This is a genomic window from Hyalangium gracile (assembly GCF_020103725.1).
Classification (GTDB): Bacteria; Myxococcota; Myxococcia; order Myxococcales; family Myxococcaceae; genus Hyalangium; species Hyalangium gracile.
Genome location: NZ_JAHXBG010000005.1, coordinates 76,575 through 90,931, shown reverse-complemented (window position 1 = coordinate 90,931; position 14,357 = coordinate 76,575). Strand labels below are relative to the sequence as shown.

12 protein-coding genes and 1 riboswitch are annotated in these 14,357 nt (G+C 70.5%); of the genes, 3 read left to right on the top strand and 9 right to left on the bottom strand.

Going from position 1 to position 14,357, the window contains the following annotated elements; genetic code table 11:
• Positions 1-9 precede the first annotated feature (9 nt).
• Positions 10-2,196, top strand: coding sequence for a spermidine synthase (locus tag KY572_RS11485; protein ID WP_224242615.1), 2,187 nt, complete (start codon positions 10-12; stop codon positions 2,194-2,196).
• 38 nt (positions 2,197-2,234) lie between these two features.
• On the opposite strand, the gene KY572_RS11480 is transcribed toward KY572_RS11485, so the two are convergent.
• The 6 genes from KY572_RS11480 to KY572_RS11455 form a co-directional block, all read right to left on the bottom strand.
• Positions 2,235-2,378 (bottom strand): hypothetical protein, encoded by a 144-nt coding sequence (locus tag KY572_RS11480; RefSeq protein WP_224242614.1) that lies wholly within the window; start codon positions 2,376-2,378, stop codon positions 2,235-2,237.
• Between the two features lie 15 nt (positions 2,379-2,393).
• Positions 2,394-3,803 carry a sigma-54-dependent transcriptional regulator gene (locus tag KY572_RS11475; RefSeq protein ID WP_224242613.1) on the bottom strand — a complete coding sequence of 470 codons (1,410 nt, stop codon included), beginning with the start codon at positions 3,801-3,803 and terminating at the stop codon, positions 2,394-2,396.
• A gap of 89 nt (positions 3,804-3,892) precedes the next feature.
• Positions 3,893-4,393 (bottom strand): hypothetical protein, encoded by a 501-nt coding sequence (locus tag KY572_RS11470; protein WP_224242612.1) that lies wholly within the window; start codon positions 4,391-4,393, stop codon positions 3,893-3,895.
• Between the two features lie 52 nt (positions 4,394-4,445).
• The gene (locus tag KY572_RS11465) at positions 4,446-5,855 is read right to left on the bottom strand and encodes an SLC13 family permease (protein ID WP_224242611.1); all 1,410 of its coding nucleotides are present in this window, start codon (positions 5,853-5,855) and stop codon (positions 4,446-4,448) included.
• A gap of 3 nt (positions 5,856-5,858) precedes the next feature.
• Positions 5,859-7,208 carry a universal stress protein gene (locus KY572_RS11460; RefSeq protein ID WP_224242610.1) on the bottom strand — a complete coding sequence of 450 codons (1,350 nt, stop codon included), beginning with the start codon at positions 7,206-7,208 and terminating at the stop codon, positions 5,859-5,861.
• Positions 7,209-7,267: 59 nt separating this feature from the next.
• Positions 7,268-7,696 carry a CBS domain-containing protein gene (locus tag KY572_RS11455; protein WP_224242609.1) on the bottom strand — a complete coding sequence of 143 codons (429 nt, stop codon included), beginning with the start codon at positions 7,694-7,696 and terminating at the stop codon, positions 7,268-7,270.
• 184 nt (positions 7,697-7,880) lie between these two features.
• Positions 7,881-7,990: riboswitch (TPP riboswitch) on the top strand.
• 39 nt (positions 7,991-8,029) lie between these two features.
• Here KY572_RS11455 and thiC point away from each other — a divergent pair.
• Together thiC and KY572_RS11445 are read left to right on the top strand one after the other, a co-directional pair.
• Positions 8,030-9,904, top strand: coding sequence for a phosphomethylpyrimidine synthase ThiC (gene thiC / locus KY572_RS11450; RefSeq protein ID WP_224242608.1), 1,875 nt, complete (start codon positions 8,030-8,032; stop codon positions 9,902-9,904).
• 141 nt (positions 9,905-10,045) lie between these two features.
• Complete coding sequence (locus KY572_RS11445) at positions 10,046-10,414, top strand: DUF4870 domain-containing protein (protein ID WP_224242607.1); 369 nt, start codon at positions 10,046-10,048, stop codon at positions 10,412-10,414.
• Positions 10,415-10,513: 99 nt separating this feature from the next.
• On the opposite strand, the gene moaA is transcribed toward KY572_RS11445, so the two are convergent.
• From moaA to thiO, 3 genes are all read right to left on the bottom strand, one after another.
• Entirely contained in the window at positions 10,514-11,530 is a 1,017-nt protein-coding gene (gene moaA, locus KY572_RS11440) for a GTP 3',8-cyclase MoaA (RefSeq protein WP_407659952.1), read from the bottom strand.
• Positions 11,531-11,711: 181 nt separating this feature from the next.
• Entirely contained in the window at positions 11,712-12,914 is a 1,203-nt protein-coding gene (locus KY572_RS11435) for an HD-GYP domain-containing protein (RefSeq protein ID WP_224242605.1), read from the bottom strand.
• A gap of 108 nt (positions 12,915-13,022) precedes the next feature.
• Positions 13,023-14,141, bottom strand: a complete 1,119-nt coding sequence (gene thiO, locus KY572_RS11430) for a glycine oxidase ThiO (RefSeq protein WP_224242604.1) — start codon at positions 14,139-14,141, stop codon at positions 13,023-13,025.
• Between the last annotated feature and the right edge of the window lie 216 nt (positions 14,142-14,357).

Here is a 14,357-nt window from a genome sequence, read left to right as displayed (position 1 = left end):
ACCCGGCCGATGCCCCGGTACGCCCTCACGCTCTTCGCCAGCGCCTTCCTGCTCTTTGGAGTCCAGCCGCTGGTGGGCAAGTTCGCGCTGCCGTGGTTTGGCGGCACGCCGGCGGTGTGGACGGCCTGCATGCTCTTCTTCCAGGCGGCGCTGCTGGCCGGCTACGCGTACGCGCACGGGGTGGCCACGCGCCTGGCGCCGCGCTCCCAGGTGAGGCTGCACCTGGGGCTGCTGGGGCTGACGGTGGGGGTGCTCGCGGTGCGCGCGCTGTGGGTGGGCTCGCCGGTGGCGCCCGGGCCGGAGTGGCGGCCGGAAGGGGTGGAGGGGCTCACCGGCCGGCTGCTGGCGATGCTGGCGGTGACCATCGGCCTGCCCTTCTTCGTGCTGTCCACCAGCGCGCCGCTCTTGCAGAGCTGGTTTGCCCGGGCGCGGCCGGGAGCCTCGCCCTATCGGCTCTACGCCCTGTCGAACGCGGGCTCGCTGCTGGCGCTGCTGAGCTACCCCTTCCTCGTCGAGCCATATGTGCCGCGCGGCGTGCAGGGCTGGGGCTGGGCCGCGGGCTTCGTCCTCTTCGTCGTGGGCTGCGCGGTGTGCGCCTGGGACTTGTGGAAGCGCGCCGCTGCCTCCGCACCGGAGCGGACGGAGTCGCCGGAGCCGGCGAGCCCTCCGGTGGAGGAGGGGGCTCGGCCCGGGCTGGGGCGGACGCTGGCGTGGCTGGGGCTGAGCGCGTGCGCGTCGGTGCTGCTGCTGGCCACGACGAACCAGCTCTCGCAGGACGTGGCGGCCGGTCCGTTCCTCTGGGTGCTGCCGCTGGCGATCTACCTGCTCACCTTCATCCTCGCCTTCGAGCGGGAGGCGCTTTACTCGCGCGCGTTCTTCTCCCTGCTCCTCATCGCCTCGGTGGCGGGCGTCACCCGCGTGGTCCTCCTGGGGCCGCACACGCCCCTGGGCTTGCAGATCCTCGCGTACGGCGCGGCGCTGCTGGCCGGCTGCATGGTGTGCCACGGCGAGCTGTACCGCCTGCGGCCGGCGCCTCGCTTCCTGAGCGCCTTCTACCTCTGGGTGTCGGTGGGCGGAGTGCTGGGCGGGCTCATCGTCACCATCGTGGCGCCGCGCCTCTTCGTCACCTACGCGGAGTACCCGCTGGCGCTGGCGGCCTGCTGCCTCATCGCCCTGGTGACGATGTTCGTGCGCCCGCCCGGTGAGGAGCGGCTGGCGCGGCTGCGGCGGAGCCTGAGGATGTTCCTGCTGGCCTTCGTCATCGTGGGGCTGGGCGTGGCGGTGGCGGACTTCCGCTTCGAGGTGCGGCTCACGGCGCGGAACTTCTTCGGGGTGGTGCAGGTGCTGGAGCAGGGCCGGGGCAAGCCGGACGAGCACCGCTTCACGCTCAAGCACGGCGCCATCGCCCACGGCGTCCAGTACACCGGGGACACGAAGCGGCGGCTCCCCATGTCCTACTTCACGCTCGAGAGCGGGCTGGGGCTGGCCATCGCCGAGCACCGTCGCCTGCGCGAGGCGGTAGGCCTGGCTCCCGGCCTGCGCATCGGCGTGCTGGGGCTGGGCGTGGGCTCCTCGGCCGCGCTCGCCCGGGCGGAGGACTCGGTGCGCTTCTACGAGATCAACCCGAAGATCATCTCCCTGGCGCGTGGGGAGGGGGGCTACTTCAGCTATCTGGCGGACACTCCCGCGCGGGTGGAGATCATCGAGGGCGACGCCCGCATCTCGCTGGAGCGGGAGCTGGAGCGGGGCGAGGCCCAGGGCTTCGACGTGCTCGCGGTGGACACCTTCAGCTCGGACTCCATCCCCGTGCACCTGCTCACCGACGAGGCGGTCTCCGTCTACCGCCGACACCTGGGGCCCCACGGGGTGCTGGCGCTGCACATCAGCAACGCGCACCTGGACCTGGTCCCCATCGCGCTGGCGCACGCCCGGAAGTTCGGGATGCACGCCACGCTCGTCGTCTACGATCCGGCGGACCGCACGGCGCGCAGCGTGTGGATGCTCCTGAGCCCGGACGCGGAGTTCTCCTGGGGACCGACCTTCGTGAATGCGACCTCGAAGGTGCGCCGCCTGGAGCTGGCGGGCCCGCCGTCCATCACCTGGACGGACGAGCGAGGCAGCGTCCTGCCCCTGCTCCAGAAGGGGAGCTGGCACGGCGAGGTTCGTGAGCTCATCGCCCCGGCGGCCGTGCGCTGAGCTCCGCGCTCCGCGCTCCGCGCTCCGAGCTTGGGGGCCTACGGGCCCGGCCTGGGGCCCTGGTCCCGCTTGTCATCGGACTTGCGGATGTCCACGCGGGAGCTCCACAGCCCGGGGCCCAGGAAGACGACGAGCAGCACCGTCACCACCAGGCCGATCAGCATCTCCAACCAGAACCCCACGCGTTCCTCCGTTCCTCAGCCGCTGGACTCCGCCGCGGCCTCCTCCGCGTCCTCCTGGGAGGAGGGCGTCTTGCCGCTGCCATACTCCTTTAGCCGGTACTGGATCTTTCGCACGCTGATTCCCAGGATCTCCGCAGCGCGACTGGTGGAGCCCTGTACCATCTCTAACGTGCGGAGGATGGCCTCCCGCTCGATGGTGGCCATGGAGGCGCCGGGGATGAGGTTGTTCGCGCTGGAGCCAGAGGGCCGGGGGCCTCGCAGCACGGGGGGCAGATCGTCCGTGGTCAGCTCCGGGCCCTGGGCCAGTACCACCGCGCGCTCGATGGCGTTCTCCAGCTCACGGATGTTGCCCGGCCAGTCGTGCGCCAGCAGGGCCTGGAGGGTGCCCGGCGCCAGCGCCTTCACCTGCTTGCCGTAGGTGTCGCTGTACTTCTCCAGGAAGTGGCTCACCAGCGCGGGGATGTCGCTCTTGCGCTCGCGCAGCGGGGGCAGGGTCACCGAGACGACGTTGAGCCGGTAGAAGAGGTCCTCTCGGAAGCGGCCCGCCTTCACCTCGGCCTGCAGATCCCGGTGGGTGGCGGCGACGATGCGCACGTCCACCTTGAGCGTCTGCGTGCCGCCCACGCGCTCGAACTCGCGCTGCTGGAGCACGCGCAGCAGCTTCACCTGCACGGCGGGGGAGATCTCGCCGATCTCGTCCAGGAAGAGGGTGCCGCCGTCGGCCAGCTCGAAGCGGCCCTCCTTGCGCGCCACGGCGCCGGTGAACGAGCCCTTCTCGTGGCCGAACAGCTCGCTCTCCAGCAGGTTCTCGGACAGCGCCGCGCAGTGCACGCGGACGAAGGGCTTGTCCTTGCGCGGGGACTCCTGGTGCAGCGCCTGGGCGATGAGTTCCTTGCCCGTGCCGGACTCGCCGAGGATGAGCACCGTGGCGCGGGTGTTCGCCGCGCGGCGGATGACGTCGTACACGCCCTGGATCTGGGGCGAGTCCCCGATGATGTTGTGGAAGCGGGTGCGCTGGCGCACCTGATCGCGCAGCGTCTGGGTCTCTCGGACCAGGCTGCGCTTCTCGAGCGCCTTGCCGAGGATGACGAGCACCGCGTCCGCGTCCAGCGGCTTGACCAGGTAGTTGTCGGCGCCCGCGCGCATGGCCTCGACGGCGGTCTCCACGCTCGCGAAGGCCGTCATCATCACGAACGTGGCGTCCGAGCCCAGCTCCCGCGCCTTCTTGAGCAGCGTGAGCCCGTCCATCTGCGGCATGCGCACGTCCGAGAGGACCACCGCGGGCGAGAACTCGGGGATGCGCGCCAGCGCGTCCGCGCCGTTGGAGGCCTCGGTGACCTCGTACCCCTCCTCGCCGAGGATGGTGACGATGGCACGGCGGGCATTGTCTTCGTCATCGACAACCAGGATGCGTTCAGCAGCCATGAGGTTCACGCTAGCAGGTCACCACCCGGTGGGGGATAGGCCTGAGTGCGAGCCGGGGGCCCGCGGAAGGAGTGGAGGAGGGGGCGGCTTCAGGCGGTGGCGTTCGTCCCGAGCGCGGCGGGGGGGCCTCGGTCCGCGGCGCGAGGGCCATCCCACACCTCCACGACGGGCTCGATGCGAGGCGTGAGGTGGAGGATGGTGCTGGGGAAGCACCGGCACGGCAGCTCCTCGAAGATGCGCCGCACCCGCTCCGCGTCCGCCTCGGTGCGGACCGCGACGTGGGGCCGGACGATGAGATCCGTGAAGTGAGGGGGCGCGTCCTGGCCCTCCACGCGGCGGCCCATCGCACTGCTCTGGTAGAAGAGGATCTCGAGCCCCTCGGTCCGAGCCCGCTCCAGGAAGCTCTGGAGCGTGCGGCCCTCCGCGGCCCCCACCAGCAGCGTCTCGGGGGACCACCGGTCCGGGGTCGGGTGCCCGGCGATGAGCCCACCGAGCGGCAGCGCGGGCGTGTGCTCGGTCGACAGCGTGGCGCGATCCGCTCCCTGCCACTGGAGGCGGGTCTCGAACTCGATGGCGGAGATGGATGTCATGAGGGCTCCGGGACGGTGGAGATGCGGCTCAATTCAACATGTGTGCCATGGCTCAGGAGAGGCCGAAGAAGCGGAGGACCCAGGGGCCGGTGAGGGTGACGACCAGACAGCCCAGCGCCATGAGCGGCAGGCCCATGCGCAGCAGGTCCGAGGACTCCACGCCCCCCTCGCCGGCGACCATGGCGTTGGGCGGGGTGCTGATGATGAAGGGGACGCCGAAGGAGCACCCCATGGCCACGAGGATGGGCATGGAGGCGGAGGGGAAGAGCTGCACGGCGATGGGAATCAGGAGCGCCGACGTGCCGGTGTTGCTCATCAGCGCCGAGAGCAGGGCTGCCAGGCTCACGAGCAGCCCCACCTGGGCCACCTGGGGCCAGGCGCTCCAGTCCACGCCCCGCAGCGCGGTGGCCACCACCCCCGAGTGCTCCACGAGCCGGCCCAGGGAGATGCCACCGGCGATGAGGAAGAGGGTGGACCAGTCCAGCCGCCCCAGGTCCTCCCGGCGCAGCAGGCCCGAGCCGAAGAGGGCCGCGGTGGCCCCCAGCGCCACGAGCGGCGCGGACAGGCCGTGGAGCGGCTCGGAGAGCCACAGGCCGGCGCAGGCGACGAACACGCCGAGCACCCAGTGGGCGCGGGTGTCCAGCTTCCGGGTGGGGGCGGCGGGCAGCTCGAAGCGGCCGCGCACCCGGTAGCTCACCACGAGGAGCACGAAGCCCACCAGGAGCATCAGCCCGGTGAGGGGCAGGGCGAAGGCCATCCACTTGACGAACGTCACCTGGGAGTAGGGCGTGGCCGCGGAGATGGCGATCGCGTTGGGGCCAGTGCCCACCGGCGTGGCCATGCCGCCGAAGTTGGCCCCGAGCGCCACGGACAGCAGCAGGGCCCGCTTCAGGGCGGTGTCGTGGTGCGAGGCGTGGAGCAGCGGCCGGAGCGAGGCCAGCATCATCGCCGCGGCGGCGATGTTCGACATCCACATGGAGAGGAAGGCCACGCCCACGGTGACGAGGAGCATCAGCAGCCGCCGGCTCCCCCGCGCCAGCCGGAGCACGTGCTGGGCCACGGCCTGATCCAGCCCATGCCGCGAGGCGGCGACCTCCAGCGTGAAGCCGCCCAGGAAGAGCACGAGCACGGGATCCGCGCACCACGCGAGCACCGCGGACAGCTTGTACCCAGGCTCCAGCGGGCCCAGCAGCGCGGCCGTGCCCCCGAGCAGCAGCAGGGTGGGGACGAAGGGCGGCACCAGCTCGGTGAGCCACAGCGTCAGACACACCCCGGCGATCGCGATCGAGCGCGCGATGGTGGGGCTGTCCACCCCCAGCCAGGCCACCAGGAGGCTCGTGGCCACTCCCACGACGGCGAGCGCGGGGCGCACCCAGTGCCTCTGGCGGGCGCTCGCGGGGGCGGCGGCGGGGGGAGGCTCCGGTGCCTCCGTCTGCAGCGCGTGGGTGGGGCTCGAGCTCATCCGTCACTCGTCTCGGGGTGGGCGGACGACGTACAGCGGCCGCGTGCCGTTCATCAGCACCTCCTGTGCCACCGAGCCGGCCAGGGCGCGGGTGAGGCCCGAGCGTCCGTGGGTGGCCAGGCAGATGACGTCGCAGTCCAGGCGCTCCGCGGCCTGGCAGATGGCCTCGGAGACCTTGCGGCCGGTGACGAGCTCCACGCGCGTGGTGATGCCGCGAGCGGTGGCCTCGGGAGGGATGAGGGCCCTGAGCTCCGCGGCGATCTGCTCCCGCTCGGCGCGCTCCTGGGCGGAGGTGGGCTCGGGGAGGACATACCCGGCGCCGATGGGGGCGCCCGCGGGCGGCGGCAGAGCGTGGAGCAGGTAGACGGTGCCGCCGGGCGGGGCCAGCGAGTAGGCGTGGCGCACGCCGCTGGAGCCCAGCTCGGACAGGTCCGTGGGCGCCAGCACCCGGCGCAGCCGAGGGATGACGCGCGTCGTGGCGGCGCTGGTGGGCACGCACAGCACGGAGGTGGGCGAGTCATGGAGGACGTGCTGGGAGACGGAGCCATGCCACCACTTGCTCGCGCCGGAGCGCTGGTGCGTGCCCACCACCACCAGATCCACGGCCTCCTTGCGCGCCAGGTGGATCAGCGCCTCGGAGGGGCGTCCGAGCCCCGGCTCCAGGTGCACCCAGACGGAGCCGCTGCCGGGCATGTCCCCCATGCGCGCCGTGAGATCGCGGCGCAGCGCCTGCTCGGCCTCGGGCGTCACCTCGGCCTCGGGCGAGATGGGCATGCCATAGCGGGTGTGCGCGTCCGCGCCCCAGTAGTGGTGCGCGGCCATCACCTCGCACGGCCCCAGCGTCCTCATGCGCCGCACCCAGGCGACGGCGGCGTCCGAGGGCGCGGAGAAGTTCAGCCCCAGCAGCAGCCGCAGCGAGCGCTCTCCCCGGGCCCAGGCCTCGATCGGCTGAGAGGCCTTCAGCACCAGCACCGGGCAGCGCGCGGCCTGGACCACCCGGTCCGCCACGCTGCCGATGCGCCAGCGAGGGGCCCGCTGCCCGTGGTGGGAGAGCACGATGAGCGAGGCGTGGACCTGGGCGGCCAGATCGACGAGCACCTCGTCGGGCGCTCCGTCCAGCAGGTGCGGGGTGAGCGACACGTCGCGTCGGCGCAGCTCCTGGACCTGCTGCTCCAGGCGCGCGGCGGCCTCTCGGCGCATGGCCTCGTGGATGGCGCTCGAGCCTCCACCGCTGCCGTACTCGAGGACGTGGGCCAGGTGGAGCGCCTCACCGGTGCGGCGGGCCAGGGCGGCCGCGGCGAGGGCGGCCACCGTGGCGTGCTCCGAGAAGTCCGTTCCGAAGACGATGGCCATGGGAATGCCAGCCTTTCGCGGTTCGATGCAGGCACTGCTAGCAGGCAGGAGCCGAGCGGCTACTCGTACTCCGCCGCCTCGCTCATGCGGTCCAGGTCAGCGATGAGCTGCTGCGCGTAGCGCACCAGGTCCGCCTCCGTGAGGATGCCCATGAGCTTGCCGTCCTCGCTCACGACGGGCAGGCAGCCGAACTTGTTGTCCAGCATCACCTTCACCGCCTCGCGCAGGGCCATGTCCGGGCGCACCGTGCGGATCTCGCGGTTCATGATGTCCGCCGCCCACAGGGGGTTCTTCGTCGGGTCCGGGCACTTGAGGGCGGTGGCCTTGATGAGGTCGCGGTGGGTGATGAGCCCCACCAGCTTGCCATCGCGCACCACCGGCAGGTGCCGGATGCGGTGCAGGCGGAGCAGCTCGTCCGCGATGGCCAGGTTCTGCGTTTCCTTGAGGGTGATGAGCTCCCGCGTCATCAGCTCGCCAACGGTCTTCATATATGTGGGCTCCAGCGCCAGGAATGCGTGGTGACCCGTTATGCACTTTCGGGTCCAAGACTTGGGCCTCCCGAAGGGACGGTGAGGACGTCCACCAGAGGGCGCAAGCTTTGCGCGGCTGCCTGCTACCCCGCAGATCCTGCGCGGGCGGGTTGAACGGTCCGCTCGTGTGAGATACACCGCCCCGCGTCGCTAGGGGTGCCCCAGGGAGGGGCTGAGACGGCCGGGAGTGCGGCCGGACCCTTGGAACCTGAACCGGGTCATGCCGGCGGAGGGAAGCGGCGGGCGCTCCACGCCTCGCTTGCCTCCCATGCCGCCGCGAGGAGGAGCCGTATGAGCGGAGCGTCCAGGAGCCTCAAGGTCGATGGCAAGGTGCTGGAGGGGATCTCGCGAGGGGCGCTGCCGGCCTCGCGCAAGGTCTACGTCCCCGGCGAGCGGTACCCGGAGCTGCGGGTGCCCATGCGGGAGATCAGCCAGACGCCCACCCGTCACGGGCACGGCCCGGAGGCGCGCGTGACGCCCAACCCGCCGGTCCATGTCTATGACTCGAGCGGCCCGTACACGGATCCCGAGGCGCGGATCGATCTGAAGGAGGGCCTGGCGCCCACCCGCGCCGGCTGGATCGCGGCCCGGGGAGACACGGAGGAGCTGCCGGGCATCACCTCCGAGTACGGCCGCGGCCGCGAGGCGGACCCGCGCCTGGCCGGGCTGCGCTTCGCCCACCGCCGCAAGCCGCGCGTGGCGAAGCCGGGCGCCAACGTCACGCAGCTGCACTACGCGCGCAAGGGCATCATCACTCCGGAGATGGAGTTCGTGGCGGTGCGGGAGAACCTGAAGGTGGAGGCCTCGCTCGCGGCGCAGCACCCGGGGCAGTCCTGGGGCGCGGCCATCCCCCGGAAGATCACCCCGGAGTTCGTGCGGGACGAGGTGGCGCGGGGCCGCGCCATCATCCCGGCCAACATCAACCACCCGGAGCTGGAGCCGATGATCATCGGCCGCAACTTCCTGGTGAAGATCAACGCCAACATCGGCAACTCGGCGGTCACCTCCTCCATCGAGGAGGAGGTGGAGAAGATGGTGTGGTCCATCCGCTGGGGCGCGGACACGGTGATGGACCTGTCCACCGGCCGGAACATCCACGAGACGCGCGAGTGGATCCTCCGCAACGCTCCGGTGCCCATCGGCACGGTGCCCATCTACCAGGCGCTGGAGAAGGTGGGCGGCAAGGCGGAGGAGCTGACGTGGGAGATCTACCGCGACACGCTCATCGAGCAGTGCGAGCAGGGCGTGGACTACTTCACCATCCACGCGGGCGTGCGGCTGGCGTACATCCCGCTGACGGCCAGGCGGCTGACGGGCATCGTCAGCCGGGGTGGCTCCATCCTGGCGAAGTGGTGCCTGGCGCACCACAAGGAGAACTTCCTCTACACGCACTTCGAGGAGATCTGCGAGATCATGAAGGCGTATGACGTCAGCTTCAGCCTGGGCGACGGCCTGCGCCCGGGCTCGATCGCGGACGCCAACGACGCGGCGCAGTTCGGCGAGCTGGAGACGCTGGGCGAGCTGACGAAGATCGCCTGGAAGCACGACGTGCAGGTGATGATCGAGGGGCCGGGGCACGTGCCCATGCACCTGATCCAGGAGAACATGACGAAGCAGCTGGCCGTGTGCCACGAGGCGCCCTTCTACACGCTGGGGCCTCTGACGACGGACATCGCGCCGGGGTACGACCACTTCACCAGCGGCATCGGCGCGGCGATGATCGGGTGGTTCGGCACGGCGATGCTCTGCTACGTGACGCCGAAGGAGCACCTGGGCCTGCCGGACCGGGATGACGTGAAGGAGGGCGTCATCACCTACAAGATCGCGGCGCACGCGGCGGATCTGGCCAAGGGCCACCCGGGGGCGCAGGCGCGCGACAACGCGCTGTCCAAGGCACGCTTCGAGTTCCGCTGGGAGGATCAGTTCAACCTCTCGCTGGATCCGGAGCGGGCGCGGGCCTTCCACGACGAGACGCTGCCGGCCGAGGGAGCCAAGGTGGCCCACTTCTGCTCCATGTGCGGCCCGCAGTTCTGCTCCATGAAGATCACCCAGGAGGTGCGTGACTTCGCGGCGCAGAGCGGGGTGGCGACGGAGTCGGCGCTGGAGGCCGGCATGGCCGAGAAGAGCGAGGAGTTCAAGAAGGCGGGCGGGGAGATCTACCGCTGAGCGAGGGCCGCGATCCGTTGGGGCTCCAAGGCTTCAGCGGATCGTGACTTGTCCCCTACGTGACATTTGACGCAGGCGCTGGCAAAAGACGGCCTGCAGGGCGCGATATGTGCGCCTCGGACGGTTTTGGAGGGGACTCACATGGACCAGCAGCAGAGTGAACAGCCGTTCCTGATGGGCTCGCCGGCACCCAGTCAGGACGACAAGACCATGGCGCTCATCGCGCACATTGGTGGCATTGTCTTCCCGGTGCTGGTGCCGCTCGTCATCATGTTGACCAAGGGCGACAAGTCCGCCTGGGTTCGCGCGCAGGCGGTCGAGGCGCTCAACTTCCAGATCGGCGTCTTCATTGGCTACATGGTCTCGTCGATTCTGGCCTTCGCGTGCATCGGCGCCCTGCTGTTCCCGCTCGTGTTCATCGCCGCGGTGGTCCTGGGGATCATGGCGGGGATGAAGGTGAACGAGGGCGTGGCGTACCGGTATCCGTTCGCCATCCGCATGATCAAGTAGCTCCCGCGAGGGAGCATCGCCACGGAGCGCCGAGCGAGCCTCGAAGGAGAGGTCGTTCCGGTGCTCTGTCGCGTCGTGAGCGGGGCGGCGGCCCGACGGTCAGCCGCCGATGCCCATCATTGGCAGGAGCGTGGAGCCGTTGCCGGCCTCGGTGAAGCGGTGGCCGTCTGGCTTCTCGCCCAGGGCCTGGCGGATGGCCAGGGCCAGCTCCGGGTCCGAGGCGCCGCCGCGGATGAGCTGATGCAGCGGGGCCTGCGCGCGTCCGCCGAGGCAGCTGCGCAGGTCTCCATTGGAGGCCACGCGCACGCGGTTGCAGCCGCCGCAGAAGTTCTGGGTGAGGGGAGAGATGAAGCCCACGCGACCGGTGGGAGCGCGCCAGTAGCGCGCCGGGCCCGAGGTGGGGCTGGAGGCGTCATCCGCCGGCTCGGACACGAGCGGGAGGCCGGCGGCCTGGAGCTGCTCGACGAGCTCGGCGGTGGGCACGGGCGTGCCCTGGCCGAAGGGCATGAGCTCGATGAAGCGGGGGGTGATGCCCCGCTCGTGCGCGTAGCGGACGAGGGCCGGGGCCTCGCCGTCGTTGATGCCGCGCATGACGACGACGTTGAGCTTGAGCGAGGCGTAGCCGGCCTGGGCCGCGGCGTCGATGCCGCGCAGCGTGGCGGCGAAGTCCCCCTGCCTGGAGATGCGGCGGAAGGTCTCCTCGGAGAGGGTGTCCAGGCTCATGTTGAGCTGGGTGACGCCGGCCTCGCGCAGGGGGAGGGCGAGGCGCTCGAGGTGGCTGGCGTTGGTGGTGATGGCCACGTGGCGGATGCCGGGCGTGGCGGAGATGCGCTGGGCGATCTCGAGGATGTCGGGGCGGATGAGGGGCTCGCCGCCGGTGAGCCGCACGCGCTGGATGCCCATGGCGGCGAAGACGGAGACGATGCGTCCGAACTCGGCGGGAGAGAGCAGATCCTTCTTGCCTCCCCAGGAAGCGGGCGAGCAGTAGGTGCAGCGGAAGTTGCAGCGGTCGGTGATGCTCAGCCGCAGGTACGTCATCCGCCGCCCCTGGGCATCCAGGAGGGGAGGCGCGAGCGGGTCTCGCGAGGGAGCGGGGATGGATGGCGCGGGGAGCATCATCAGAGGGGGGGAGAGTATATCCTTGAAGTGGAATATGGACCTGATGACGGGGGGATGCACGCCCCGTTCACTCGATGAGTGCGGTTTCTGACCCGTCCTGCGCTCGAAGAGGACGAGTCGGTAACCCTGGTCTCGTTCCACCTCAGGGTCCTCCCTCGCGGACAGACCCCTGGGCCCGTCAGGCCACCTTGTTCCCGGGCAGCGGAGTGGGGGACGCGGGCGCCGGCGTCAGCTCCATGTCGTCGTCCTCGGTGAGCTTCTCCAGCTCGGCCTCGGCCTCCTGCGCCTGGGCCTCCACCTCGGGCGGCTTCAGCTTGCGCTCCGCCATCTCCATCTTGATCCGGACCAGGCCTTCCTCGCCGATGTCCAGGAACGCCCGCACCACTTCCGGATCGAACTGCGTGTTCGCGCAGCGCTTGATCTCCTGGATCGCGTTGGCGAACGTCGTGCCCTTGCGGTACGGCCGGTCGCTCGTCATCGCGTCCAGCGTGTCCGCCACCGCGAAGATGCGCGCGCCGATGTGGATCTCGTGCTTCTGCAGGTTGCGCGGATAGCCCGCGCCGTCCCACCGCTCCTGGTGCGACAGCACGATCTGCGCCGGCGTGTCCAGGAACGGAATCGCCTGGATCATCTGGAAGCCGATGTCCGGGTGCTTGCGCATCTCCAGCCACTCGTCCGGCGTCAGCTTGCCCGGCTTGAGCAGCACCGCGTCCGGCACGCCGATCTTCCCGATGTCGTGCAGCAGCGCGCCGCGGCCGATCTCCTCCAGCTCCTTGCCGCCCAGCCCCATGCGCTGCGCGATCGCCGACGTGTAGCTCACCACGCGCTGCGAGTGGTCCGACGTCTCGTGCTCGCGCGCGTCCAGCGCCGCTACCAGCGCCAGCAGCGTGTTCTGGTACGTGTTCGCGATGTCCCGCAGCGCCAGCCGAAGCTCCGCCGTGCGGTCGCGCACCTTGCGCTCCAGCTTCTTCTGGTAGCGCTTGCGAGCCATCTCGATGCGCCGCTTGGCCAGCGCGCGCTCGATGGCGCGGATGAGGTCCGTCAGCTTGGGTGGCTTGAGCAGGTAGTCCACCGCGCCGCGGCGCAGGCAGTCCACCGCGGACTCCGTGTCGCCATAGCCGGTCAGCATGATGACGGAAGTGTCCGGATGGCGCTCGCGGAGGTTCTCCAGGAGCCACAGGCCATCCTTGCCCGGCATCTTCATGTCGCTGATGACCAGCGGCGTCTCGGCCTCACTGGCGATGTCCAGGGCCATCTCGGCGCCGCTGGCGACCACGCAGTTGTAGCCCTCCTCCGTGAGGAGGACGGAGATGACATCGCGGACGGAATCGTCGTCGTCCACGATCAGGATGCGAGGAGGGGCAGGGGGAATGGCTTCCACGGGTGGGGATTCTAGTGGTTTCCGGGTTTAGATCGCCAATAGGTACGAGAACTTACCACCTTCCCTGCCTTCCCGGACGCCCCCCACTCAGAGAATCGGCAGGTTGCTTCAGCCCGGTGCCCTAGCACTGAACCGATCGTACCGGAAGGGCGAGAGATCCACGGAAGGCCGGTCTCCAATAATGCACTGCGTAATCAGCTTCGCAGTGATGGGGGCCAGGAGGATGCCGTTGCGGAAGTGGCCGGTGGCCAGGAAGAGGCCCGGAAGGGGGCCTGGCCCCAGGATGGGCAGCCGATCCTCGGTGTAGGGGCGGAAGCCAGCCCACATCTCGGTGAGCGGGGCCTGCCCGAGCTCCGGGCACAGCTCCAGCGCCATGGCCAGGATGCGCGAGACGCCCTCCGCGGTCACCTGCTTGTCGAACCCGGCGAACTCCATGGTGCTGCCGGCGATCAATCGCCCATCGGTGCGGGGGACGAGGTAGCCCTTCTCGGAGGTGAGGATGCGCGAGGCGACGGGCAGCCGCGTCTGGAACTGGAGCATCTGTCCACGGGCCGGGCGCACCGCGTGGGGGCTCATCGCCGTGCCCTGCACCAGCCCGGACCAGGAGCCGGCGGCCACCACGACGGCGCCCGCCCGGAGGACATCGCCGTCCAGATCCACGCCCACCGCGCGGCCGTTCTCCTCCACCACGCCGCGCACGTAGCCGCTGCGGAAGGTGGCTCCCACGCGCGCCACGGCCATGGAGAGGGCTCGGACGAGGAGCCGGTTGTCAACCTGGTGATCGTCCGGAAAGTGCACGGCGGCCAGTGCCTCCGGGGAGAGCTTTGGCTCGAGCTCGCGGGCTTGCTTTCCGTCCAGCAGCTCCGCGCGCAGGCCGAGCGCCCGCTGCCAGGCCGCGGTGGCCTCCAGGTGGTGGAGCTCGGACTCGGTGAAGCCGGCCTTGAGGACGCCGCAGGGCAGGTAGGCGATGTCCACGCCGGTGAGCTCGCGCAGTTCCGTGGCCAGCCCGCCGTAGAGCGCGCGGCTGCGCAGGCAGAGATCCAGGAAGGGGCCCGGGCCATCGGACTCCATCTGGGGCGCGAGGATGCCCGCCGCGGCGCTGGAGGCCTCGGCGCCGGGGATGGAGCGCTCCAGCACGGTGACGTTCACGCCCGCCTGGCGCAGCCTCAGGGCGAGGCCACATCCCATCACGCCTCCACCCACGATGATCACGTCCGGGAGACTCATGGCGCCCGCTTCTGCTTGCTCCCTCCAGGGTTTGCAAGCGTCTGCAGGGGAAGGTTGACGCATCCAGGGCTTTCCGTTACTCATCGGACCGTGCGTCTCACTTCCGTTCATCACCATCATGCGCATCATCGGCTCGGCCCTGACGGGACCGCTCGCCGCGCGCATGCCTGGATGAACGCCTGACACGCCTCATCCTCCCGGCCCTGCCGCAGTGAC